At 61.8% G+C, this 24,186-nt stretch carries 25 protein-coding genes; 15 read left to right on the top strand and 10 right to left on the bottom strand.

Annotated elements, in window-relative coordinates; all coding sequences use genetic code 11:
* Positions 1-12: 12 nt before the first annotated feature.
* From GYK42_RS04140 to GYK42_RS04125, 4 genes are read right to left on the bottom strand one after another with little or no spacing between them, the layout of a single operon-like run.
* Complete coding sequence (locus GYK42_RS04140) at positions 13-2,061, bottom strand: sodium:solute symporter family protein (protein WP_166446449.1); 2,049 nt, start codon at positions 2,059-2,061, stop codon at positions 13-15.
* Entirely contained in the window at positions 2,058-2,372 is a 315-nt protein-coding gene (locus GYK42_RS04135; RefSeq protein ID WP_166446448.1) for a DUF4212 domain-containing protein, read from the bottom strand. The genes GYK42_RS04140 and GYK42_RS04135 overlap by 4 nt, the downstream gene beginning before the upstream one ends.
* A complete protein-coding gene (locus GYK42_RS04130) occupies positions 2,365-3,909 on the bottom strand; it encodes a sensor histidine kinase (protein ID WP_346768055.1) in 1,545 nt (514 codons plus the stop codon). The genes GYK42_RS04135 and GYK42_RS04130 overlap by 8 nt, the downstream gene beginning before the upstream one ends.
* Positions 3,906-4,640 carry a response regulator gene (locus GYK42_RS04125; protein WP_034746066.1) on the bottom strand — a complete coding sequence of 245 codons (735 nt, stop codon included), beginning with the start codon at positions 4,638-4,640 and terminating at the stop codon, positions 3,906-3,908. Before GYK42_RS04125 ends, GYK42_RS04130 begins: the two co-directional genes overlap by 4 nt.
* A 255-nt stretch (positions 4,641-4,895) precedes the next feature.
* Between GYK42_RS04125 and recA the strand changes: the two genes are divergently transcribed.
* From recA to GYK42_RS04090, 7 genes are all read left to right on the top strand, one after another.
* Entirely contained in the window at positions 4,896-5,999 is a 1,104-nt protein-coding gene (gene recA, locus GYK42_RS04120) for a recombinase RecA (RefSeq protein WP_034746069.1), read from the top strand.
* A gap of 203 nt (positions 6,000-6,202) precedes the next feature.
* Complete coding sequence (gene recX, locus GYK42_RS04115) at positions 6,203-6,658, top strand: recombination regulator RecX (RefSeq protein ID WP_151097258.1); 456 nt, start codon at positions 6,203-6,205, stop codon at positions 6,656-6,658.
* A gap of 155 nt (positions 6,659-6,813) precedes the next feature.
* A complete protein-coding gene (locus GYK42_RS04110) occupies positions 6,814-8,352 on the top strand; it encodes a class I SAM-dependent methyltransferase (RefSeq protein WP_166446447.1) in 1,539 nt (512 codons plus the stop codon).
* A gap of 278 nt (positions 8,353-8,630) precedes the next feature.
* The gene (locus GYK42_RS04105; protein WP_092711839.1) at positions 8,631-9,191 is read left to right on the top strand and encodes a DUF2889 domain-containing protein; all 561 of its coding nucleotides are present in this window, start codon (positions 8,631-8,633) and stop codon (positions 9,189-9,191) included.
* 72 nt (positions 9,192-9,263) lie between these two features.
* The gene (gene sucC, locus GYK42_RS04100) at positions 9,264-10,433 is read left to right on the top strand and encodes an ADP-forming succinate--CoA ligase subunit beta (protein WP_046684394.1); all 1,170 of its coding nucleotides are present in this window, start codon (positions 9,264-9,266) and stop codon (positions 10,431-10,433) included.
* Between the two features lie 13 nt (positions 10,434-10,446).
* Positions 10,447-11,328 carry a succinate--CoA ligase subunit alpha gene (sucD, locus tag GYK42_RS04095; protein ID WP_034746085.1) on the top strand — a complete coding sequence of 294 codons (882 nt, stop codon included), beginning with the start codon at positions 10,447-10,449 and terminating at the stop codon, positions 11,326-11,328.
* A gap of 213 nt (positions 11,329-11,541) precedes the next feature.
* Positions 11,542-12,006 carry a pilin gene (locus tag GYK42_RS04090; RefSeq protein ID WP_166446446.1) on the top strand — a complete coding sequence of 155 codons (465 nt, stop codon included), beginning with the start codon at positions 11,542-11,544 and terminating at the stop codon, positions 12,004-12,006.
* A gap of 21 nt (positions 12,007-12,027) precedes the next feature.
* Here the strand turns inward: GYK42_RS04090 and GYK42_RS04085 are convergent, their stop codons facing one another.
* A complete protein-coding gene (locus GYK42_RS04085; protein ID WP_166446445.1) occupies positions 12,028-12,750 on the bottom strand; it encodes a flagellar brake protein in 723 nt (240 codons plus the stop codon).
* 162 nt (positions 12,751-12,912) lie between these two features.
* Here GYK42_RS04085 and GYK42_RS04080 point away from each other — a divergent pair, with 162 nt between their 5' ends.
* Positions 12,913-13,293 carry a DUF6713 family protein gene (locus tag GYK42_RS04080; protein ID WP_166446444.1) on the top strand — a complete coding sequence of 127 codons (381 nt, stop codon included), beginning with the start codon at positions 12,913-12,915 and terminating at the stop codon, positions 13,291-13,293.
* Here GYK42_RS04080 and moaC read toward each other — a convergent pair whose 3' ends face one another.
* Entirely contained in the window at positions 13,294-13,800 is a 507-nt protein-coding gene (moaC, locus tag GYK42_RS04075; RefSeq protein ID WP_034746095.1) for a cyclic pyranopterin monophosphate synthase MoaC, read from the bottom strand.
* Positions 13,801-13,953: 153 nt separating this feature from the next.
* On the opposite strand from moaC, the gene GYK42_RS04070 reads away from it, so the two are divergent.
* Positions 13,954-15,543, top strand: coding sequence for a M48 family metalloprotease (locus tag GYK42_RS04070; protein ID WP_166446619.1), 1,590 nt, complete (start codon positions 13,954-13,956; stop codon positions 15,541-15,543).
* On the opposite strand, the gene GYK42_RS04065 is transcribed toward GYK42_RS04070, so the two are convergent.
* The 4 genes from GYK42_RS04065 to GYK42_RS04050 form a co-directional block, all read right to left on the bottom strand.
* Positions 15,540-16,136, bottom strand: a complete 597-nt coding sequence (locus GYK42_RS04065) for a DUF2946 family protein (protein WP_166446443.1) — start codon at positions 16,134-16,136, stop codon at positions 15,540-15,542. The genes GYK42_RS04070 and GYK42_RS04065 overlap by 4 nt on opposite strands.
* On the bottom strand, positions 16,129-17,154 hold the full coding sequence (locus GYK42_RS04060; protein ID WP_166446442.1) for a YheT family hydrolase: 1,026 nt from the start codon (positions 17,152-17,154) through the stop codon (positions 16,129-16,131). Before GYK42_RS04060 ends, GYK42_RS04065 begins: the two co-directional genes overlap by 8 nt.
* Positions 17,154-17,579, bottom strand: coding sequence for a YybH family protein (locus tag GYK42_RS04055; protein WP_034746103.1), 426 nt, complete (start codon positions 17,577-17,579; stop codon positions 17,154-17,156). The genes GYK42_RS04060 and GYK42_RS04055 overlap by 1 nt, the downstream gene beginning before the upstream one ends.
* A gap of 72 nt (positions 17,580-17,651) precedes the next feature.
* Positions 17,652-17,846 carry a zinc-finger domain-containing protein gene (locus tag GYK42_RS04050; protein ID WP_034780619.1) on the bottom strand — a complete coding sequence of 65 codons (195 nt, stop codon included), beginning with the start codon at positions 17,844-17,846 and terminating at the stop codon, positions 17,652-17,654.
* Positions 17,847-18,104: 258 nt separating this feature from the next.
* Here GYK42_RS04050 and GYK42_RS04045 point away from each other — a divergent pair, with 258 nt between their 5' ends.
* From GYK42_RS04045 to GYK42_RS04020, 6 genes are all read left to right on the top strand, one after another.
* Positions 18,105-18,839 (top strand): AzlC family ABC transporter permease, encoded by a 735-nt coding sequence (locus GYK42_RS04045; RefSeq protein WP_166446441.1) that lies wholly within the window; start codon positions 18,105-18,107, stop codon positions 18,837-18,839.
* Complete coding sequence (locus GYK42_RS04040; protein WP_166446440.1) at positions 18,832-19,182, top strand: AzlD domain-containing protein; 351 nt, start codon at positions 18,832-18,834, stop codon at positions 19,180-19,182. The genes GYK42_RS04045 and GYK42_RS04040 overlap by 8 nt, the downstream gene beginning before the upstream one ends.
* Positions 19,183-19,259: 77 nt before the next feature.
* Positions 19,260-20,471: a phosphoglycerate kinase gene (locus GYK42_RS04035; protein WP_166446439.1), complete on the top strand. Its 1,212-nt coding sequence runs from the start codon at positions 19,260-19,262 to the stop codon at positions 20,469-20,471.
* A 113-nt stretch (positions 20,472-20,584) separates the two neighbouring features.
* Positions 20,585-22,045, top strand: coding sequence for a pyruvate kinase (gene pyk, locus GYK42_RS04030; protein ID WP_166446438.1), 1,461 nt, complete (start codon positions 20,585-20,587; stop codon positions 22,043-22,045).
* A gap of 78 nt (positions 22,046-22,123) precedes the next feature.
* A complete protein-coding gene (gene fba / locus GYK42_RS04025; RefSeq protein WP_034746119.1) occupies positions 22,124-23,188 on the top strand; it encodes a class II fructose-bisphosphate aldolase in 1,065 nt (354 codons plus the stop codon).
* A 104-nt stretch (positions 23,189-23,292) separates the two neighbouring features.
* Positions 23,293-24,186, top strand: coding sequence for a phosphoribosylaminoimidazolesuccinocarboxamide synthase (locus tag GYK42_RS04020; protein WP_166446437.1), 894 nt, complete (start codon positions 23,293-23,295; stop codon positions 24,184-24,186).

Genomic DNA, 24,186 nt, shown 5'->3' with positions numbered 1-24,186 from the left:
TGAGATGGACGCTCACTCCGGCGCCCGGATATGCTCGACCAGCCCCGTGCTGCGGCGTCCCGGCGCCGGCGTCAGCCAGCTGACCAGAATAGCGGCGGTCAGGCCGGCCGGCACGCCGAAGATGCCGGCGGAAATCGGTGCAATATGAAACCATTGGCCGCTGGCATTACCACCCAGCATGGTGCTTGTATGCAGCATGTAATACAGGCATACGCCAAAGCCCGTCAGCATGCCGGCCAGTGCGCCCTGGTAGTTGGCGCGTTGCCAGAAGACGCCCAGCACCAGCGGCGGGAACAGGGTCGAGGCGGCCAGGGAAAAGGCCACGCCCACCAGAGACAAAATGTCGGCCGGTTTTTGCGAGGCCGCATAGGCGGCGATGAAGGCCACGGCCAGTAGCAGCAATTTTGAAATCGTCACGCGCTTTTGCGTCGAAGCCGTGGGATCGACCACCTTGTAATAGATGTCGTGCGACAGGGCGTTCGAGATGGCCAGCAGCAAGCCATCGGCCGTCGACAGGGCGGCGGCCAAGCCGCCGGCCGCCACCAGGCCGGAAATCACGTAGGGCAGGCCGGCGATCTCGGGCGTGGCCAGCACGAGCACGTCGGCGTCGATGGAAATTTCCGCCAGTTGCACGATGCCGTCGCGATTGACGTCGACGATGCTGATCAGGGGACTGAGCTTGTCCACATTGGCCCAGTACGACACCCAGGTGGGCAGGTTCGCGTATTGCGTGCCCACGAGCGCCGAGTAGATATCGTACTTGACCAGCACGGCCAGCGCGGGAATCGTGAGGTAGATCAACAGGATGAAGAACAGGGTCCAGAAGACGGACACGCGCGTGTCGTGCACGGAGGGCGTGGTGTACGATCGCATGAGGATGTGCGGCAGCGCGGCCGTGCCCAGCATCATGCAAAACACGAGGGCCAGGAAATTGTTGCGCTTGATGTCGGATTGCTCGCGGTCCGCGGCGGGAAACGGCTGCGCGTGCGGAATGATGGGCTCGGCGCGTTTCTGGTTCTGCGCCTGCGCCGCTTGCCACAGCACGCGTGCCTCGTCCGGACTTTTCGGATAGGCGATCAGGTAGCGCTCCGCGTTGCGGATGTCGAACAGCGAGGTATTGCGTTGGCGCAAACTGTCGAGCTGGCGCTGGGCCGCCAGGCGGCCTTGTTCCCAGGAACCGGGCAAGCCGCCGATGCGCGCCTGGTAGCTTTGCGCGCGCTGGCGGAAGATGGCGCGCACTTCGTTTTCTTTCGGGTCCGTTTCCAGTACGTGTTCGCGCGCGCTCAGCTGCGTCAGCACCTTGCCGTAGGCGATCTGCGGCACGGGATTGTCCGCATGCTTGACCGACAGCCACATGGCGGGAATCAAAAAGGCGACGAGGATGATGATGTATTGCGCCACCTGCGTCCAGGTGATGGCGCGCATGCCGCCCAGGAAGGAGCAGACGAGGATGCTGGCCAGGCCCAGGAAGATGCCGACGGAAAAATCCACGCCCGTGAAGCGCGAGGCGATCAGGCCGACGGCGTAGATCTGCGCCACCACATACGTAAACGACACGATGATGGTGGCGGCCACGGCCACCACGCGCACGCTGGCGCCCCGTTTGTCGGTACCGCTGCCGTAGCGGGCGGCGAGGAAATCGGGAATCGTGTACTGGCTGAACTTGCGCAGGTAGGGTGCGATCAATAGCGCCACCAGGCAATAGCCGCCCGTCCAGCCCATGATGAAGGCCAGGCCGTCGAAGCCATTCAGGTACAGGCCACCGGCCAGGCTGATGAAGCTGGCGGCCGAAATCCAGTCGGCGGCCGTGGCCATGCCGTTGAACATGGCCGGCACCCGGCGCCCCGCCACATAGTATTCGGTGACGTTCGACGTGCGACTGATGACGCCGATGGTGGCGTACAGGGTAATGGTGACGAGCATGAACAGGTAGCCGATCCACGCGCGCGGCATGCCTTCCTGTTCCAGCACGGACAAGGCCAGCAGGAAGGCGGCGAAACCGGCCGTAAACAGCAGGTAATAGCGGCTCAGCCGGGCAAAGAAGGTGGGGTGGCCGCTCATGCTTGCTCCTCGGCATGAAAAGCCCGGTCGAGGCGCCGCATGCGCCAGGCATAGAAAGCGATGATGGCCAGGTACACGAGCGAGGCGCCCTGTGCCGCCATATAGAAGGGCAACGGCCAGCCGAACAGGTTCAGGTGCAGCAACTCGCGGGCAAAAAAGACGGTGAGGAAGCCCGTCAGCAGCCAGACCAGCAGCAGGATGGCCGTCAGGCGCCGCGTCTTGCGCCAGTGCACATCGCGGCGCGCCTGCAACTCGGGGCTGGGCGCCTGCGATGGCCGCGCCGGGACAACGGGTGGGCTCTGCTTATCCATACGTGATGTCATCCTCTTCTGGCGCGTCCGGCAACAGCAGGGCGATGCTCAGGCGCAGCAGGGTGCCCGGCAGCTTCGGCGACTGCGCGCGCGGATTGTTGAAAATATCGACTTCGGCGCCATGTTGCTGGGCAATTTCGCGCACGATGGCCAGGCCCAGGCCGCTACCGTCGACATTGCTGCCGAGAATGCGGTAAAAGCGTTCGAACACGTGCGCCCGCTCGGCCGGCGCAATGCCGGGGCCCGTATCTTCCACTTCCAGGATGGCCAGTTCCAGGGTGCTGCGCACGCGCACCGTGACGCTGCCGCCCGACGGCGTGTAGCGCAGGGCGTTGTCGATCAGGTTGCTCAGCAGCTCGCGCAGCATCATGGCATTGCCGGAAATCATGATCGAATACGCGGGCTGCTCGAAGCCCAGGTCGATATGCTGGGCAAACGACGCTTGCACCCAGTCCTGCACCACGCCGCGCGCCAGTTCGCTCAGTTCGATCGGCTCGAACGCCGTGCCCGCCTGCGGCTGGTTTTCCGCGCGCGCCAAGGCCAGCAACTGGTTGACCAGGCGCGTGGCCGCTTCCGAACTTTTTGCCAGTTGCAGCAGCGAGCGGTGGATCTCGTGGTGGTCGGTCTGGCGCAAGGCCAGCTCCGATTGCATGCGCATGCCGGCCAGCGGCGTCTTCATCTGGTGCGCGGCATCGGCGATGAAGCGTTTCTGCATGTCGATCGACAGCGACAGCCGCGCCAGCATCTCGTTGAGCGAACCGACCAGCGGCGTGATTTCCTCGGGTACCTGGCCCGATTCGATGGGCGATAAATCGTCGGGCGGCCGGGCGCGTATGCGTTCCTGCAATTGCGCCAGCGGCGACAGGCCGCGCGCCAGGGCAAACCAGACCAGGGCCAGGATCACGGGCAGGATGATGAACTGCGGCAAAATCACGCCCTTGATGATTTCATTGGCCAGCTGGGCGCGCTTTTCCAGGGTCTCGGCCACTTGCACCAGTGCGCGGCTTTGCTCATCGTCGTTGCCGGAAGCAATATCGAGATAGCTGAACGCCACGCGCACGGGCGTGCCGTGGATGGTGTCGTTGCGAAACAGCACCATGCCGCTGCGGTATTTGTCGGGGTCTTGCGGTGGCGGCAAATCGCGGTCGCCGGCCAGGTATTCGCCGCGCGGTCCCACTACCAGGTAATACAGGGTGTCGACATCGTCGCCACGCAGCAAGTCGCGGCCATTATTATTGCTGCTCTTTTGGTTCTTGTCCGGCGCGCGGCGCAGCATGGCGCCGTCCGCCTGCTTGACCTGCTGCGTGAGCACTGTCACGCTGTCTTCCAGCGCATGGTCAAACGGCTGATTGGCGATGCTCTTGGCCACCAGATAGGTGATGGCGATGCTCATCGGCCACAGCAGCAGCAGGGGCGCCAGCATCCAGTCGAGGATTTCGCCGAACAGCGAATGCTCGATGGTGTCATCCTGCTCCGTGGTGGGCGGCTCGAACCAGTCGTCGTCCGGTTCGTCCGCTGGCGCCTCGCGCGCCTTCACTTGCTGGCGGGTCCGCTGGCCGGGCTTGCCGACTCGCCCGCTTCGGCGTTCAGGCGCGCCGCTTCCGAGTATTTTTCCAGGCAATAGCCGAGGCCGCGCACGGTGGCGATGCGCACGCCGCCCACCTCGATCTTCTTGCGCAGGCGGTGCACATACACTTCGATGGCGTTGTTCGACACTTCCTCGCCCCATTCGCACAAGTGGTCGACCAGCTGCTCTTTCGAGACGAGACGGCCGGTGCGGCCCAGCAGGATTTCCAGCAAGCCCAGTTCGCGCGCCGACAGGTCGAGCATCTGGTCGTTGATGTAGGCGCTGCGTCCCACCTGGTCATAGCTGAGGGGGCCGTGCTTGATGATGGTGGCGCCGCCGCCGGCGCCGCGGCGCGTCAGGGCGCGCACTCTTGCCTCCAGTTCCGACAAGGCGAACGGCTTGGCCATATAATCATCGGCACCGAGGTCGAGGCCATTCACGCGTTGTTCGATGGAATCGGCGGCCGTCAGGATCAGTACCGGCAGCAGCGAGGCGCGCGCGCGCAGGCGGCGCAGCACTTCCAGGCCGGACATTTTTGGCAGGCCCAGGTCGAGGATCAGCAAGTCGAATTCCTGGGTGGACAGGGCCGTATCGGCCTCTTGCCCCGTCTTGACGTAGTCGATCGCATAACCGGACTGGCGCAGCGAGCGGGTCAGGCCATCGGCCAGCACGCTGTCATCTTCGGCAAGTAAAATACGCATGGTGCACTTCCTATGCTTTGCGGCGTTAGAAGCTTGTATTGTGTTTCATTTTCCGCAAGGTGGCGAATTTTTGTGAAAATCCACGGTTGTATTGATCTGTTTCAAAACAAATCCATGTTCCGCTTGCATTGATCACTGTTTTTTTATACAGTACTGTCTGTGTAAAGAATTTAACCCACTGGCGCTATCGCAGGCTGCACGGTTCACGTAGATGCGTCACGTGAATCGGCAACTGTAGAACGGCTGAAAGAACATATGGACGATAAAAAAGCTGTAGTACCCGCATCGGAAAAAGCCAAGGCGCTCGCCGCCGCACTGGCGCAGATCGAGAAGCAGTTTGGCAAAGGTTCGGTCATGCGCATGGATGCCAGCGCACCGATCGAAGAAGTGCAAGTCGTGTCGACCGGTTCGCTCGGCCTCGATATCGCGCTGGGCGTGGGCGGCTTGCCGCGCGGCCGCGTGGTGGAAATCTACGGTCCGGAATCGTCGGGTAAAACCACCCTGACCCTGCAAACCATCGCCGAAATGCAAAAACTGGGCGGCACGTGCGCCTTTATCGATGCCGAGCACGCGCTGGACGTCGGTTATGCGCAAAAACTGGGCGTGAACCTGCATGAATTGCTGATTTCGCAACCGGATACGGGCGAGCAGGCACTGGAAATCTGCGACGCCCTCGTGCGTTCGGGCAGCGTCGACCTCGTCGTCATCGACTCCGTGGCCGCGCTGACGCCACGCGCCGAGATCGAAGGCGACATGGGCGATTCCCTGCCAGGCTTGCAAGCGCGTCTGATGTCGCAAGCGCTGCGCAAGCTGACCGGTTCCATCAACCGTACCAATACCCTGGTCATCTTCATCAACCAGATCCGCATGAAGATCGGCGTGATGTTCGGCAGCCCGGAAACGACCACCGGCGGCAATGCGTTGAAATTCTACGCTTCTGTGCGCCTGGACATCCGCCGCACCGGCTCGATCAAGTCCGGCGATGAAGTGATCGGCAACGAAACCAAGGTCAAGGTCGTCAAGAACAAGATCGCGCCACCGTTCAAGGAAGCGCACTTCGACATCCTGTACGGCGCAGGCACTTCGCGCGAAGGCGAAATCCTGGACCTGGGCTCGGATGCCAAGATCGTGGAAAAATCCGGTTCGTGGTACAGCTACAACGGCGAACGCATCGGCCAGGGCAAGGACAACGCCCGCGCCTTCCTGCAAGAGCGCCCGGCGCTGGCCCGCGAAATCGAAAACAAGGTCCGCGCTTCGCTGGGCGTACGCGAACTGCCGCCACTGGCTGCTGAAAAACCGGAAAAAGCCGATAAAGCCGCCGACAAGGCTGCCAAGGCTGCGGAAGCCAAGCCAGAGTAGGTCGGATTAGCGCGGCAAAGCCGCGCGTAATCCGACAACACCACAGACGCCAACAATGTTGTCGGATTACGGCCCAAGGGGTCTAATCCGACCTACGCATGGCTTGCCGCAAGGTAGGACCATAATCGCCGTCCCGCGCTGTTGCGCCGGGCGGCGATTGTGTTTGGGTGACGTGATCGTGGAATGAAAGACAAGGTGGGTGTATGGCCGCAGTACAACTAAGCCTCAAGGGCAGGGCGCTACGCTTTTTGTCGATGCGTGAACACAGCCGCATGGAATTGCGGCGCAAGCTGCAGCGCCATGCGCAAGAGGGCGATGACGTGGAAGCCTTGCTCGACAGCCTGGAGCAAGCCAACTGGCTGTCGCAGGAGCGCTTTTCCGAGTCGCTGATCCACCGCCGCTCGGCCCGCTTCGGCAATAGCCGCATCATGGCGGAGTTGCAAAGCCATGGCATTGGTGGCGAGGCGCTGCAGGAACTCAAGGCGGGCCTGGCCGAAGGAGAAGTTGCACGCGCCTGCGAAGTGTGGCGCCGCAAATTTGGTGAAGTAGCGCAGGATGCGGAGCAGCGCAACAAGCAGATGCGTTTCTTGATGCAGCGCGGTTTTTCCCAGCGCGCCGTGCAAGTGGCCTTGAAGGGGCTGGATCCCGACGAGGAATAAGGCTGGCCAGGGCACGCCGGCCGCCCCCGCCGTGCCGCCATGAACTGCGCTTTCAAACGCCGTCTGTTTCCCGTATGGCGACGCCGCGCGATCGGGTATGCTGGCGCTCGAACGCTGTGCGATGCGCAGCAACACTGACCGTGACAGGATGCAAGATGAGCAACTGGAATGCCGGCTATGTGGCCGAAATCGCCTATACCTATGGCTATTACGAAGAATTGAATCCTCTGCGCCTGCGGCTGCCCCTGCTGGCTGCCGGGCTTGCCTTGCCGGACAGCGGCACTGCTTGCGAGCTGGGCTTTGGCCAGGGCATCAGCGCCAACATCCACGCGGCGGCGTCCTCCACACGCTGGCATGGCAATGATTTCAATCCATCCCAGGCCGCCTTTGCGCAGGAGCTGGCCAGCGCGGCCGGCGCCGGCGCGCAGTTCACGGACGAATCGTTCGCGCAGTTTTGCTGTCGCGACGACTTGCCCGATTTCGACTTTATCTGCCTGCACGGGATCTGGAGCTGGGTCTCGGCGGACAATCGCGCGCTCATCGTCGACTTCCTGCGGCGCAAGCTGAAAGTGGGCGGTGTCGTCTTCATCAGTTACAACACGCAGCCAGGCTGGGCCGCCATGATGCCGATGCGCGACCTGATGGCCGAACATAGCCGCGTCATGAGCGCCCCGGGCCAGGGCGTGCTGGCCAGAGTCGCTGGCGCCATCGATTTCGTCGACAGGATGATCGCCGCGCAACCGCGCTTCCTGGAGGCCAACCCGCTTCTGGCGGACCGCATCGACAAGCTCAAGGCGATGGATGGACATTATCTTGCCCATGAGTATTTCAATGCCGACTGGCAGCCGATGGCCTTTTCCAGCGTCGCGGCCATGCTGGGCGAAGCCAAGCTCGAGTTTGCCGCGTCCGCCACCTATACCGCTCTGGTCGACATGCTGAACCTGACTGCCGAGCACCAGCAATTCCTGGCCGAGATACCCGATCCCATCTTCCGCGAGACGACGCGCGCCTTCCTCGTCAACGAGCAGTTCCGCAAGGATTACTGGGTCAAGGGCGCGCGCAGGCTGACGCCGTTCGCCCAGGCCAGCGCCTTGCGGGCCGTGCGCGTGATGCTGGCCGTGCCGCGCGACGAAGTGGTGTTGAGCGTGCATGGCGTGCTGGGCGACGCCGATATGGATGAGCGCGTGTATGCGCCCGTGCTCGATGCCATGGCCGACCATCGCGTGTACACGATAGGCGAGCTGGAGCAGCAACTGGCGGGCAGCGAAGCCGGCTTGGCCGCCTTGCTGCAGATCATGCTGGTGCTGGTCAGCAAGGGCAGCGTGCTGGCTGTCCAGGATGAGGCCGACATTGCCGTGGCGCGGCCGCAGACGGCGCGCCTGAATGCGCACCTGCTGGAACAGGCACTGGCAAGAACCGATTTGAACATCCTCGCCAGTCCCCTGACGGGCAGCGGCGTGGCTGTGCCGCATTTACAACAGCTGTTCCTGTGGGCGAAACTGCAAGGTTGTTCAACGCCGCAAGAATGGGTGGCCGCGGCATGGCCGGTGTTGCTGCGCCTGAAGCAGCTGCTGACGAAGGACGGGCAGCCCTTGTTGACGGAAGAAGAAAACCTGGCCGAACTCTTGGCGCACGCACAGTATTTCTCTGCGCGTAGCTTGCCCATCTTGCGCGTACTGGGCGTGACAGACTGAGACGCGGCGCTGGCCAGCTTGCCGGTGCCCGCATACCCGCATCCAGGTTATTCATATTGTGAATGCTTGTCATTCATTTTGCGATTTTCATTAATAATTTGCGGCGGGCGGCCAGATCAATAAAAAATTATGTTGCGGCGCAACTAGCGCCCTGTGTGCTACACTTTTAGGGTTTTTGCGGCGCCGCAGGTGCGGTTGCTGTTCGTAGAAGCTGCGAACGGCGTGCTTTATGCACATGGCTGCTTACTAATTATGGCCGCGCAAGCGGCATCGGTCTTATGCCCCTGTCAACTCCCGTATCCCGGCGCGCCCTACGGCACTCCCGCGTTATCGACGTCCAAGCGTATGTGCGCGACGACGGCCTGTGGGATATTGACGCCCATATCACCGACATCAAAAGCTATGACGCGACCCTGGCCTCCGGCCCCCGTCCCGCCGGCGCCCCTCTGCATGACCTCCACTTGCGCATTACCGTCGATCGCGAACTGACCATTGTCGAGGCCGAAGCTGCCTCCGATGCCGTGCCCTATCCCGGTTTTTGCGATACCATCGGCCCCGCTTACCGGGCGCTGATCGGTCTGAATTTATTGAAGAATTTCCGCCGCGACTTGAAACAGCGCCTGGCGGGAATCGCCGGCTGTACCCATTTGACCGAACTGGCGCAAGTCTTGCCGACTGCGACGGTTCAGGCATTTGCCGGCGATGTCTGGTCGACCCGCGACGGTGAGAATGCTGATTTGCCGCATGAAAAGCCGTTTCAACTCGACAAATGCCACGCCCTGCGCACCGATGGCGGGGCGGTTGCACAGTATTACCCGCGCTGGGTAGCCAAAGCGTGACCCCGGCGCTTACCTGTTTTTTTTGCACCACTAACCGTATTTTTACAAATCAGTATCAGAAGGGAAGCCAGCATGAAAATCCATGAGTATCAAGCCAAAGAAATCCTCCGGCAATTCGGAGTGACGGTACCACGCGGTATTCCGTGCATGTCCGTCGAAGAAGCCGTCAAGGCTGCGGAAACCCTGGGCGGCCCGGTGTGGGTTGTCAAGGCGCAGATCCACGCAGGTGGCCGCGGCAAGGGCGGCGGCGTGAAAGTGGCAAAATCGATGGAACAGGTCAAGGAATACGCTGACCAGATCATGGGCATGCAGCTGATCACGCATCAGACCAGCGCCGAAGGCCAGAAAGTCAACCGCCTGCTGGTGGAAGAAGGCGCCGACATCAAACAAGAACTGTACGTTTCGCTGGTCACCGACCGCGTTACCCAGAAAATCGTCCTGATGGCGTCGTCCGAAGGCGGCATGGACATCGAAGAAGTGGCCGAGAGCCACCCGGAGAAGATCCACCACGTCACCATCGATCCAGGCGTAGGCCTGACCGATGCGCAGGCAGACGATATCGCCGCCAAGATCGGCGTGCCTGCCGGTTCCATCGCCGACGCACGCGTCAACCTGCAAGGCCTGTACAAAGCATACTGGGAAACCGACTGCTCGCTGGCCGAGATCAACCCGCTGATCGTTACCGGCAGCGGCAAAGTCATCGCTCTGGACGCCAAGTTCAACTTTGACCCGAACGCCCTGTTCCGCCACCCGGAAATCGTCGCCCTGCGCGACCTGGACGAAGAAGATCCAGCTGAAATCGAAGCGTCGAAATTCGACCTGGCCTACATCTCGCTCGACGGCAACATCGGTTGCCTGGTGAACGGCGCTGGCCTGGCCATGGCCACCATGGACACCATCAAGCTGTTCGGCGGCGAGCCAGCCAACTTCCTGGACGTCGGCGGCGGCGCCACGGCAGAAAAAGTCACCGAAGCGTTCAAGATCATGCTGAAAAACCCAGGCCTGAAAGCCATCCTGGTGAACATTTTCGGCGGCATCATGCGTTGCGACGTGATCGCTGAAGGCGTCATCGCCGCAGTGAAAGCCGTTTCGCTGAACGTACCGCTGGTCGTGCGCATGAAGGGCACCAATGAAGACCTGGGCAAAAAGATGCTGGCCGATTCCGGTCTGCCTATCATCGCAGCCGACACCATGGAAGATGCAGCCAAGAGCGTCGTTGCCGCTGCTGCCGGTCAAGCTTAATTAAGGAATCAACATGTCCATTCTGATCAATAAAGATACCAAAGTCGTTACCCAAGGGATCACCGGCAAGACCGGCCAGTTCCATACCCGCGGTTGCCGCGACTACGCGAACGGCAAAGCTGCCTTCGTGGCAGGCGTGAACCCGAAGAAAGCCGGCGAAGATTTCGAAGGCATTCCTATTTTCGCTAACGTTACCGAAGCGAAAAAAGAAACCGGCGCCAACGTTTCCGTGATCTACGTGCCGCCAGCAGGCGCGGCAGCGGCGATCTGGGAAGCTGTCGAAGCTGAAATGGATCTGGCCATTTGCATCACCGAAGGCATTCCTGTCCGTGACATGATGGCCCTGAAAGACCGCATGGCTAAAGCCAACAGCAAAACCTTGCTGCTGGGCCCTAACTGCCCAGGCCTGATCACGCCAGACGAAATCAAGATCGGCATCATGCCAGGTCACATCCACAAGAAGGGCCGTATCGGCGTGGTGTCGCGTTCGGGCACCCTGACCTATGAAGCAGTGGGTCAATTGACCGCACTGGGTCTGGGCCAATCGTCGGCAGTCGGCATCGGCGGCGACCCGATCAACGGCCTGAAGCACATCGACATCATGAAGATGTTCAATGATGATCCAGATACCGACGCGGTCATCATGATCGGCGAAATCGGTGGTCCGGACGAAGCCAATGCGGCTTATTGGATCAAAGACAACATGAAAAAACCGGTCGTTGGCTTCATCGCTGGCGTGACGGCTCCTCCAGGCAAGCGCATGGGCCACGCCGGCGCGCTGATCTCGGGCGGTGCCGATACGGCACAAGCCAAGCTGGAAATCATGGAAGCTTGCGGCATCACCGTGACCAAAAACCCGTCGGAAATGGCGCGTCTGCTGAAAGCCATGCTGTAATTCCAGCCTGGTCACCGCAGTACAAAAAAGGAGCTTCGGCTCCTTTTTTTTGTCCGCAAGACAGGCCGGTTCCCGCCCTGGGCGGACGGCGCTGGTCCGAACCCGCCCAAATGTGTCGCTTTTCTTGCCATGCGTACCGCCGCCGCCCGGGCGCACCGTTGGCATGGCGCTTGCAGCGTGCACGGCACGAACAACGCACTATGGGAGGATACGATGCGCGCGCAAAGCGGATTTACCTTGATAGAACTGATGATTGTGGTGGCCATCGCCGGCATCCTGGCGGCCGTGGCCATTCCCCAGTACGGCGACTATACGATGCGGGCCAAGGTCAGCAATGTGCTGGCGGCCGCCGCACCCTTGAAGACGGCCGTGGCTTTGTGCGTGCAGGAAAATGGCGGCGAGGCGGCCGCCTGCAGCACGCCCACCGAGAGTGTGCCCAGCGCCATCCCCGTGTTCAGTGCCACGCGCGAAGTGGCCAGCGCCACAGTGAGCAAGGGCGATATCGTGCTGACCCTGGCGGCTGACCTGGGCACGGGTATCGGTGGACAGAGCGTGACGATGACCATGAAGCCGGGCACCAGCAGCCTGACCTGGTTCAATAGCACCACCGTGACGAATCCGGCAGCGAAGGAAGCGATAACCAAAAACAACATTCCCGACGTGACATCGACGCTGTAAGTGGCGCTTGCCAGCTGGGTCTCAGACGATTTTTTGCCGGTCCGCGATCAGCGCTTCATAGGTGAGGTTTTGCAGCAAGGTGTAGTGGGTCGGTTCCAAGTCGATGAATTGCACGCCGTACGTATAGATTTCGGCCACCCCGGCGGCGTGGCCATTCGACGGCTTGCCCACGCTGACGTTCTGGATGCGGGCGCGTGTGTTGACGCGCATCTGATGCTTGTTCGGCTGCACCAGCAGGGTAAAGCTCAGTGCCACGCCTTCGTCATCGGGCGTGAGCATGCTGGGCGCCTCGATCAGCGCGCCCGTGACGCTGAGATTGACGATGAACACGGGCACGGCCGCCACGTCGCGGTAGCTCAGCTGCGCCGGAATTTCCACTTTCACGCGCATGGCCGTGCGCAGGCTGGTGCCTTGGATGGCGTCGGGAAAGCTCAGGTGTACGTAATTGAGCGGGCGGCCGAAGATGCGCAACACGCTGCAGGAAAAGGAACAGACGGTGACGCCGGAAAACACGCGGATGGTCAGCTTGTCGCCCTCGTTGAGCACGATGGACGCGCCGTTTTCCATGGGAATCTTGACGATCAGGTACTCGTCTTTCACATAGCCGATGACGGCCGAGAAATGCTGGATGGGTTTGATGGTGCGGTGCGTGATGAACTGGATGCGTCCCCCCACTTGCAGATTCATGGCCTCGAAGTCGAAGTCCTGGAGCTTGGTTTCCGCGGCGGGCTTGTTGCTTGTCATGCGATGCTCATGTGGATATGGACGACACGCAGTATGCATGATTTCTTGATGAAAAAGCATTTATATCAATGAAATTCATTTTTGCATCGAAAGTGCCATGGGCACATGCGGGTGCTCGGTGCAGGCTTTACAATAGGATCAATATTGACGTATGTAAATCTTATGCCACGCAGCTACTTCTGGACCATGTTGTTCCTCATCCTGCATCAAATCGACGCTGCCTACTGGAAAGAGTGGGAAATGTTTCATGTGCCGGGCGGCGTTCAGGGTTTTCTCGTGTTTAACCTGGCGGCCATTGCCCTGGTGCTGGCCGGTTACCGGCATGTGCTGCTGGCCACTCCGCGGGCGCCCCTGTATGCGGGCATCTGCGCCGCGCTGGGCGTGGGGACTTGCCTGATTCATGCCGGCTTTGCGCTGGCAGGGCTGGAGCAATTCCACCTGCCCCTGTCCACGACCATCATCGCGCTGTGCCTGGCCAGTGGCGTGTGGCTGCTGCACGACTTGCGCCGCGTCCGGGGCCAACTGGCGCGCCAGGCGGCATAGTTACACTTCCGCGTGCCAGTCGCCCGACTTGCCGCCATGCTTTTCCAGCACGCGCACATTCGTCATGACCATGCCCCGGTCGACGGCCTTGCACATGTCGTAGATCGTCAACAAGCCTATCTGCACGGACGTGAGCGCTTCCATTTCCACGCCCGTCTTGCCCGTGGTGTCGACCTGGGCGCGGCAGTGCACGCTATTGGCCGCTTCATCCACTTCAAAATCGACGGTGACGCGCGTGAGGGCCAGCGGGTGGCACAGGGGAATCAGGTCGCTCGTGCGCTTGGCGCCCATGATGGCGGCGATGCGGGCAATGCCCAGCACGTCGCCCTTTTTTGCATTGCCGGAAATGATCAATGCCAGGGTGGCCGGTTGCATGCGGATGGTGCCGGCGGCCACGGCGCTGCGGCGCGTGTCTTCCTTGCTGCCCACGTCGACCATATGGGCCTGGCCCGTGGCGTCGAAATGGGTCAGTTCTCCGGCGGGGGCTTGCTTGTCTGCTGTTGTCATGGCGTCAAAAATAGGTGAGGAGTGGGGCGCGGCACGCGTGGGAATGGGCGCCGCTAACAAGGTATGATAGCACCCGTGAATTCAAAAACTCCCCTTCCGACCACCGTTGCAAACGCCGCTGCGGCATGGCTGCGCGGCTCCCGGCGCGCGTCGGTGCTGGCCGCCTTCTGCGTCGCAGTGCCGTCTGCATTGGCGCAAACCTATACGTCCGCGCCAGCGGTCCCGGCCTCCAACGCGGCGGCCAAGCCGGCCGGCAGCTGGACGCAGCTACCCGTGCCACCGGCGCCGAACCTGCCGAACCTGGGGGACACGTCGCGCGAAGACCTGTCGCCGGCGATGGAGCGCAAGATCGGCGAGGAAATCATGCGCGGCATCCGCGGCGACCGCGACTATCTCGACGACGCCCCCTTGCTCGAGTACCTGAATACCTTCGGCAACGCCCTCGTGGCGGCGCGCCCCAGCGTGCGCGGCGAAACCAATTACGACTATTTCTTCTTTGCCGTGCGCGATCCCCAGTTGAACGCGTTTGCCCTGCCCGGCGGCTTCATCGGCGTGCACTCGGCCCTGGTGCTGGCGGCGCAAACGGAGGCGGAACTGGCTTCCGTGCTGTCGCACGAGATCGGCCATGTGGCGCAGCGTCATATCGCGCGCATGCTGGGCCAGCAGCGCCAGGATGCACTCATGCCGTTGGCGGCCATGCTGCTGGCGGCGCTCGCGTCGCGCGCGGGCGGCGACGTGGCCATGGGCGTGTTTGCCGCCGGCCAGGGCCTGGCCATCCAGCGCCAGCTCAATTTCGGCCGCGACGCCGAACGCGAGGCGGACCGCATCGGTTTCCAGATCATGGGCGAAGCCGGTTTCGACACCACCGGCATGGTGGCCTTCTTTGGCCGCATGCAGGCGGCCAGCCGCTCGTACAGCGACTTGATGCCCGCCTATCTGCAGACCCACCCGCTGACGACGGAACGCATTGCCGACATCCAGGCGCGCATCCGCGAGCAGCCGTACAAGCAGCGTGCGGACAGCCTGAGTTTCCACCTGGCCCGCGCGCGGGCGCGCGTACTGCAGGATGAAAGCGTGCAAGGCCTTTTGAACGCCAAGGCCGTCTTCAAGACACAGCTGGAGCAGCAAAGCCGCTTCCAGGTGACGGCCGCCCATTACGGCTTGTCCTTTGTCGCCGTCAAGCAGGGCAAGCCGCTTGATGCGCAAAAGGAACTCGATGCGGCCAATGCGGCCCTGCACCAGCCGGCCGGGCCGAATGTGTTTACCTCGGGCGGCACGCAAGCGCCCAATTCGCTGCTGACGGCGATGGGGCTGGAAGTGCTGCTGATGCCGGCGCAAAAGAAGGAAGTGGCGCAACAGGCCCTTAAAGCGGCGGACGCTGCGCGCCAGCAATTTCCCCTCTCGCGCGGCATTGCCCATCAATATGCGGAAGCCCTGATGGCTGCCGGCAAGCTGGAGCAATCAACCGTGTATTTGCGCGAGCAGGTGCAGCTCTACAAGGAAGAGCCGGAACTGTACGATTTACTGGCGAAAGCCTATGCGGACCAGGGCAAGATGACCTTGCAGCACATGGCGCTGGCCGAATCCTACGTGCTGCAGGGTGCCACCATGGCCGCGCTGGACCAGCTGACGATCGCCCGCAAATCGACGGACGCGACCTTTTATGACCAGGCCGTGATCGATGCGCGCGAACGCGAGCTGCAGGAAAAGCGCCGCGAACAGATCAAGGACCAGAAGAGCTAGTCCTGATCGGCTTGCGGCACCGGCTGGAAGCCGAAGGTCTGCGGCACGGAGCCATAGGCCAGCGGCTGCACGGCGATCTCCTTGTTGTCATGCAATAACATCAAGGTGCCTTGAGAATGCTCCAGCCAGGCCAGCAGGGCCTCTTCGCTCAATGCCTGCCCATCAACGCGCAGCGACGCCAGCATCTGCGCCATGTCGCGGTCGTCGACCTGCGCCACGATATCGGTGTGGCGCAAGATCATCGCGCCGTTGTCGCACAGGTAAACCTGCTCGATTTTCGATAGTGGCGCACCCGTCTGCAAGACAAAACCGTGCTGCGGATCGCTGCGGGCGATGTACGGCGCCGCTTCCAGGTTCACATACACGCGCTGCGGGCCATTCTGGAAAAACCAGCAACCGCGTTCGTCCTGGGCGTAATTGCGGTTGATGAAATTCAACAGGGCCGCATGGACGATCTTGTCGCCGGGCAGCTGTTGCTGTTGCGCCTGCTGGTCGCGCATGCGCCAGTGGCCGCGCGCGTCCAGGCCCAGCCAACCGTAGCAGTGGGGCACGTTCGGCCATTTGGCCAGGGCCTGCTTGACGAGTTCATCCATGTGTAGCGTTTTCCGTGTGAGTGCGTGCACCGCCAGCGTGCCAGCTTTGCGGTGCGGACGGCGCCATGTTGCCGTTTTCAAAAAAGGAGAGCAGCCGTTGCGGCAGCCAGCGTGTGCTTCCCGGCAGCTTGCCGGCCGCAAAGCCGACGTGGCCGCCGTGGCGCGGATACTCGAGCGTGACGTTCGGCGCGGCGCTGCGCGGCAAGAAGCGCCCGGGCAGGAAAGGATCGTTTTGCGCATTCAGTACCAGGGTCGGCACGGTAATGTCATGCAAGACGTGCTTGGCGCTGGCGCGGTGCCAGTAATCGTCGGCGTCGTGGTAGCCGTGCAGGGGTGCTGTGACGACGTTGTCGAAGGCGTGCAAATCGCGCGCGGCCAGCATGGCGTCGCGCGCAAACAGGCCGGGAAACTGTTCCAGCTTGGCCAGGCATTTCGGTTTCAAGGTGTTCAGGAACATGTGCGTGTAGAGCCGGTTGGCGCCCGAAGACAGGGCCTTGCCTCCCTGCGCCAGGTCCAGCGGGGCCGACACGGCCGCTGCCGCATCGATGAAATCGGCCTGGTGCTGCGACTGGCCCAGCCAGCACAGCAGGGCGTTGCCGCCCAGCGAGACGCCGGCCGCGTAGAATTTTCCCGTGGCGCGCGGGCGCAGGCGCTGCACGATCCAGTCCACTTCCTGCGCATCGCCCGAATGGTAAAAGCGGGGCGCCAGGTTCGCTTCGCCCGAGCAGCCGCGAAAATGCGGCACGGCGCCGGACCAGCCGCGCGCGGCCACCTCGGCCATCAGGGAGCGCGCGTAATGGCTGTTCGACGAGCCTTCCAGACCGTGGAACAGCACCACGAAGGGCTGGCCCGGCTGGCCGTCGACCAAGTCGACGTCGACGAAGTCGCCATCGGGCGCTTGCCAGCGTTCGCGGCGGAAAGCCACGGCCGGCTTGGCGAGGCATACGGCCGGATAAATCGTCTGCGCGTGGCCGCCAGGCAGCCACAGCGGTGCGGTGTAGGAAAGAGACAAAGCCATCAGTGCAGGATCTGCGTCCCCGCGGCGTCGGCCGGAGCGCCACCCGGGGCGATGGAAGCGTGGTGCAGCACGATGCGCCAGCCGCGCGGGGTTTTTACATATACGTTTGTTGCCAGCAGGTGCGCCGGACCGCCTTCTTCCTGGGTTACGCCTTCGATCACCGTGTGCACTGAACTCATCAGATTGTGCGTTTCATGCAGCTGCGCCGGCACGATGTGCAGGCCGCCGCCCGCCAGAATGGTTTCCCACGAGGCGCGGATGGCGGCATGGCCGATCAGGCGCGCGCCGCCCGGGTGGATGCAGACGATCTCTTCATCGTCGGCCCATAGCGCCATCAGCGCTTCGAGATCGGCGCGGTGCAAGGCATCGTAGAATGCCGCTTCGACTTCGGCGGCGCTGCCATTGAGTTCTTTCAGACGTTTCATGACGACTCCGGGCTGATCTGTATAACTTGATACAAATAAAAACGGCGCGCTGGGGGCGCGCCGCTGGGCAGTTTAATGATGGCCGGCGCTGGCGCCTTCCTTCAGGGTGTAGGCCGTGCCGCAGTACGGGCACTTGGCGATACCGTCCTTGTTGAATTCCAGGAACACACGCGGATGCGACGACCACAGCGGCATGGCCGGGTTAGGGCAGTGGGCTGGCAAGTCTTTACTGTCGAGTTCGACCGCTGGCTGGGTGGTTTTTGTCATCTTGTCATGCTCCGTGAGGCTGTATGGAAGGAAGTCGGCTGCTGCCAAAAGCACGATTTTAACGGATTCAGGCAGACAGCAAAAATCATGGCTAAAATGTCGCCTTGATCATCTTCGGCTGCGGCGCGGATTTTTGCGGAAATATGGCAGCTGCAGCGCCACACTGACTGGATTTGCCTTGCCGGTATCACCGTTGCGGAGCTTTTCTCCGCGCACCATTGTTGTGCAGTTACCACACTCCCTGAGCCGGAGCGCCGCGTGAACGCTGTCCTGGCCGCCAAGGACGACGCCCTGCTGAAAGATGCCTGGCGCGCCGGCCTGAACCTGGGTGCACCCACCTTGCTGGGCATCGCCGCCTGGGGCATGGTGGTGGGCGTGGCCATGGTGAAAAGCGGCCTGACGGTCGCGCAGGCGGGGGCCATGACCCTGTTTGTCTTTGCCGGCTCGGCCCAGCTCGCGTCCTTGCCCCTGCTGGCCGCGCAGGCGCCCGTGTGGGTGATCTTTGCCACGGCCCTCGTCGTCAATTTGCGGTTTGTTATCTTTTCCGTGCTGCTGGCTCCCCATTTCGCCCATCTGCCATGGCGCCAGCGCTTTGCGCTCGGCTATGTTGCCGGCGACATCACGGTGGGCCTGTTTCTGCAGCGCTACCCCCATGAAACGCCGGACCCGGCCAAGCTGCCTTTCCTGAAAGGCTTGATCTACCCCAACTGGCTGGCCTGGCAAATCGGTTCCTTTATCGGCATCGTGCTGGGCGCAGTCGTGCCGGCCGAGTGGGGGCTGGGCTTTGCCGGGACCCTGGCGATCCTGTGCGTGACGGTGCCGCTGATCCTCAGCCGCGCCGCCCTGTGCGGCGTGCTGGTGGCGGGCGCGGTGGCCGTGCTGGCCTTCAGCCTGCCGTATAAGCTGGGCTTGCTGGTGGCCGTCGTGGTGGGCATGGTCAGCGCCATGGCCGTGGAAGAATTGACAGAAAAATGGACAAAACGCCATGTTTGACGGCATCGACTGGGGCAGGGCAGACGTGTGGATCGCCATTGCCGTGCTGGTGGTGGCAACCGCCGCCACGCGCAGCACCTTCTGGCTGATCGGCCACCACATCACCATTCCGCGCCGCGTGGGCGAGATGCTGCGCTATGCGCCGGCCTGCGCGCTGGCGGCCATCATCGCGCCCGACATGCTGATGGAGGGACAGCAAGTGCACTTCGACTTATCCAATTTGAAACTCTTGTCCGGTATTGCCGCCACGCTCTTTTTCGTGATTCGCCGCAATATGCTGCAAACTATCGTCTTCGGCATGCTGGTTTTCACGGGCTTGCGACTGTTGCATGTTTTTCAGTAAAGCAGGACAAATCGGGGATTTGGTCTGGGCATTGCGGTAAAATAGCGCACTTCCTTCCACTCGTCATCTGGATCGCCATGTCAGCTGTTCTCAACTTCATCCGTCTGCAAGATTTGATCGCCCAAAATGCACTGCAAGGCAAGCGCGTGTTTATCCGCGCCGACCTGAACGTCCCGCAAGATGACAGTGGCAAGATCACCGAAGATACGCGCATCCGCGCCTCGGTGCCGGCCATCCGCGTCGCCCTCGACGCTGGCGCTGCCGTGATGGTGACGTCGCACCTGGGCCGTCCGACGGAAGGCGAGTTCAAGTCGGCCGACAGCCTGGCGCCCGTGGCGACACGTCTGTCCGAGCTGCTGGGCCAGGAAGTTGCACTGAAACAAAACTGGATCGATGGCGCCGGCCTGGAAAACCTGGCCGCCGGCCAAGTGGTCTTGCTGGAAAACGTGCGCGTCAACAAGGGCGAAAAGAAAAATAGCGATGAGCTGGCGCAAAAAATGGCCAAATTGTGCGATATCTACGTCAATGACGCGTTCGGCACGGCCCACCGCGCCGAAGCGTCCACGCACGGCATCGCCAAGTTCGCCCCCGTCGCCTGCGCCGGCCCGCTGCTGGCCGCCGAACTCGATGCGCTGGGGAAAGCGCTGCATGCCCCAGCCCGCCCATTGCTGGCTATCGTTGCCGGTTCGAAAGTGTCGAGCAAGCTGACCATTTTGAAAGCCCTTTCCGACAAGGTCGATAACCTGATCGTCGGCGGCGGCATCGCCAACACCTTCATGAAAGCCGTCGGCTTGAATGTCGGCAAGTCGCTGGTGGAAGCGGAACTCGTTGAAGAGGCGAAAGCCATCATCGAGATCATGGCCAAGCGCGGCGCGCAAGTGCCGATTCCCGTCGATGTCGTGTGCGCCAAGGAGTTCTCGCCTACGGCCGTTGCCACCGTCAAGGATGTGGCCGACGTGGCTGACGACGACATGATCCTCGATATCGGCCCGAAAACGGCTGCCCTGCTGGCGCAGCAGATCGCTGCCGCCGGCACCATCGTGTGGAACGGCCCCGTGGGCGTGTTCGAATTCGACCAGTTCGGCAACGGCACCAGGACCCTGGCCCTGGCCATTGCCGATTCGAAAGCATTCTCGATTGCCGGCGGTGGCGACACCCTGGCGGCGATTGCCAAATACGACATTACCGATAAAATCAGCTATATCTCCACCGGTGGCGGCGCTTTCCTGGAATTCCTGGAAGGCAAGACGCTCCCAGCAGTTGAGATTCTGATGCAACGCGCCGCTTGAGGCGCTGCCGTTAGCAGTTCAGTACCAAGCGCAGCCTGACCGCTGCGCTTTTACCTTGCCGGGCGGCTCAGCCGCCAGGTCTTGCTCACCTTCGCTCGCGCACAAGGAATCCTATGCCACGCGGTACAAAAATCGTAGCAACAATTGGCCCCGCTTCCACTGACTTCGATATCCTGGTCAAAATGATACGTGCGGGCGTCGACGTAGTGCGCTTGAATTTTTCCCACGGCAAGGCGCAAGACCATATCGACCGTGCGGCGCTGGTGCGCCTGGCGGCGGCCGAGTGCGGCCGCGAAGTGGCCATCATGGCCGATATGCAAGGGCCGAAGATTCGCGTCGGCAAGTTTGAAAACACGCGCATCCAGCTCGAAGCGGGCGAGCGTTTCATCCTCGACGCCAAGTGGGGCGAAAACGGCGAACTGGGCAACCAGGAAAGAGTCGGCCTCGACTACAAAGCCTTGCCGCGCGACTTGCACAAGGGCGACGTGCTGCTGCTCAATGACGGCCTGATCGTGCTGATCGTCGAGCGTATCCACGGCAGCGAAATCCACACCACCGTCAAGATTGGCGGCGAGCTGTCGAACAACAAGGGCATCAACCGCCAGGGTGGCGGACTGTCCGCGCCCGCGCTGACGGCCAAGGATATGGAAGACATCAAGACGGCCATGAGTTTCCAGGCCGACTATCTGGCCATTTCCTTCCCGAAATGCGCGACCGACATGGAAATGGCGCGCCAGCTGGCCAATATCGCGGGCGAACCGTACCACCACAAGCCGATGATGATCGCCAAGATCGAGCGTGCCGAAGCGATCCCTGCCTTGCAAGAGATTCTCGACGCTTCCGACGGCATCATGGTGGCCCGTGGCGACTTGGCCGTCGAGGTGGGTAACGCGGCCGTGCCGGCCTTGCAAAAGCGCATGATCAAGATGGCGCGCGCATCGAACAAGCTGGCCATCACTGCCACGCAGATGATGGAATCGATGATCGTCAACGCCGTGCCGACCCGCGCCGAAGTGTCGGACGTGGCCAATGCCGTGCTCGATGGCACGGACGCCGTCATGACGTCGGCCGAGACGGCCTCGGGCAAGTACCCGATCGAGACGGTGGAAATGATGGCCGCCATCTGCGTGGAAGCGGAACAGTCCGAATATAACAAGCTCGACGCCGATTTCCTTAACGTCACCTTTACCCGCATCGACCAGTCGATCGCGTATGGCGCGCTGTTTACGGCCCACCATTTGCGCGTGAAAGCCATCGTGGCGCTGACGGAATCCGGTTCCACCGCCTTGTGGATGAGCCGCCACAGCATCGACACGCCGATCTATGCGTTGACTCCCAGCGTGACGACTTTGCGCAAAGCCGCGCTGTACCGCAATGTTCGGGCGTATCATCTGATGCAGAACGCCCCCAGCGCGCAAGTGTTGAGGCAGGCGGAAGACTTGCTGGTGGCGCAAGGCATCGTCCGCAAGGGCGACATGATCGTCGTCACCTGGGGCGAGCCGATGGGCCAGGCAGGCGGCACAAACGCATTGAAAATCGTCAAAGTCGGTGATCTCGAGTCAGTATTGCTTTGATTGAATGAATTCAGGCGCCGCCGCGGTCATTGATCGCGAAGCGCCGCAACGGTTTCTATTGTTATCTGGAGTATTACCATGTCTCTCGTATCCATGCGTCAACTGCTGGACCATGCCGCCGAAAACGGTTATGGCATTCCTGCTTTCAACGTCAACAACCTGGAGCAAGTGCAAGCCATCATGGCTGCCGCCGATGCGCTGAACTCGCCGGTGATCATGCAAGCGTCCGCTGGCGCGCGCAAGTACGCCGGTGAAGCGTTCCTGCGCCACCTGATCGACGCCGCCGTCGAAGCGTATCCGCACATCCCTGTCGTCATGCACCAGGATCACGGCCAGTCGCCGGCCGTCTGCATGGCCGCCATCCGCTCGGGTTTTACTTCCGTGATGATGGACGGTTCGCTGGAAGCGGACGGCAAGTCGGTCGCCTCCTACGAATACAACGTGGAAGTATCGCGTGAAGTGGTGAAATTCTCGCACGCCATCGGCGTGACGGTGGAAGCGGAACTGGGCGTGCTCGGTTCGCTGGAAACCATGAAGGGCGACAAGGAAGACGGCCACGGCGCCGACGGCACCATGACCCGCGAGCAACTGCTGACGGACGTGGCGCAAGCGGCCGACTTCGTGCAGCGCACCCAGTGCGACGCCCTGGCGATCGCCATCGGCACCTCGCACGGCGCCTACAAGTTCACGCGCAAGCCGACGGGCGACATCCTGGCGATCGACCGCATCAAGGAAATCCATGCGCGCATCCCGAACACCCACCTGGTGATGCACGGTTCCTCGTCGGTGCCGCAGGAATTGCTGGCCATCATCCGCGAATTCGGCGGCGACATGAAGGAAACCTACGGCGTGCCAGTCGAGGAAATCCAGGAAGGCATCCGTCACGGCGTGCGCAAGATCAACATCGACACCGATATCCGCCTGGCGATGACGGCCGCGATCCGCAAATACCTGTTTGAAAACCCGTCGAAATTCGACCCGCGCGACTACCTGAAGCCAGCCCGCCTTGCGGCAGAGCAAATCGTGCGCGCCCGCATGCAGGCATTCGGCTGCGAAGGCCAGGCGTCGAAAATCAAGGCCATGCCACTGGAAAAAATGGCCGAGCGCTACAAAGCCGGCGAGCTGTCGCAAATTGTGAAGTAAAATTCTGTCTGGAACGGGCCGGACGCTATCCTCCGTGCCCGATTTTCTCGACCGGCAGGCGCCCCCTGCCTGCCGGTTTCGTTTCATCCAACTATTCCCCCGCTATGAACAGCCTCTATCAGACTTCCATCCACTCCCTGCCATTGCTGGGCCACGGCAAGGTCCGCGACAATTACGCCGTTGGCGACGACAAGATTTTGATCGTTACCACGGATCGCCTGTCGGCCTTCGATGTCGTCATGAACGAGCCTATCCCCGGCAAGGGCAAGGTCCTCAACCAGATGAGCGATTTCTGGTTCGAGAAACTGGGCCATATCGTGCCGAACCACCTGACCGGCGTGGCGCCGGAATCCGTGGTGGCGCCGGAGGAAGTGGAGCAGGTGCAAGGCCGCGCCGTCGTGGCCAAGCGCTTGAAACCGATCATGGTCGAGGCAGTCGTGCGCGGCTACATCATCGGTTCGGGCTGGAAAGATTACCAGGACACGGGCAGCATCTGCGGCATCGCGCTGCCGGCCGGCCTGCAACAGGCGGAAAAACTGCCGGAACCGATCTTCACCCCGGCGGCCAAGGCCGAATTGGGCGAGCACGACGAAAACATCAGTTTTGCCGAAATGGAAGAGCGCATCGGCTTTGAGCTGGCCGCCAAGATGCGCGACGTCGCCATTCAACTCTACAAGACAGCCGCCGAATATGCGGCCACGCGCGGCATCATCATTGCCGACACCAAGTTCGAATTCGGCCTGGACGACAATGGCGTCATGCACCTGATGGATGAAGTGCTGACGGCCGACTCGTCGCGCTTCTGGCCCGCCGATTCGTACCAGCCTGGCATTTCGCCACCGTCGTTCGACAAGCAATTCGTGCGCGACTACCTGGAAACGCTGACCTGGGGCAAGACCGCGCCGGCGCCAGCGCTGCCGGCCGACGTCATTGAAAAAACCCAGGCCAAGTACTTTGAAGCCATCGAACGCCTGACGGGCGAGAAGCTGAAGGCCTGA

It is taken from the genome of Janthinobacterium lividum, from assembly GCF_011601275.1.
GTDB lineage: Bacteria > Pseudomonadota > Gammaproteobacteria > Burkholderiales > Burkholderiaceae_D > Janthinobacterium > Janthinobacterium lividum_E.
Note: the sequence above shows the minus strand (reverse complement) of the source record. Positions and strands in the feature narration are given on the sequence as shown.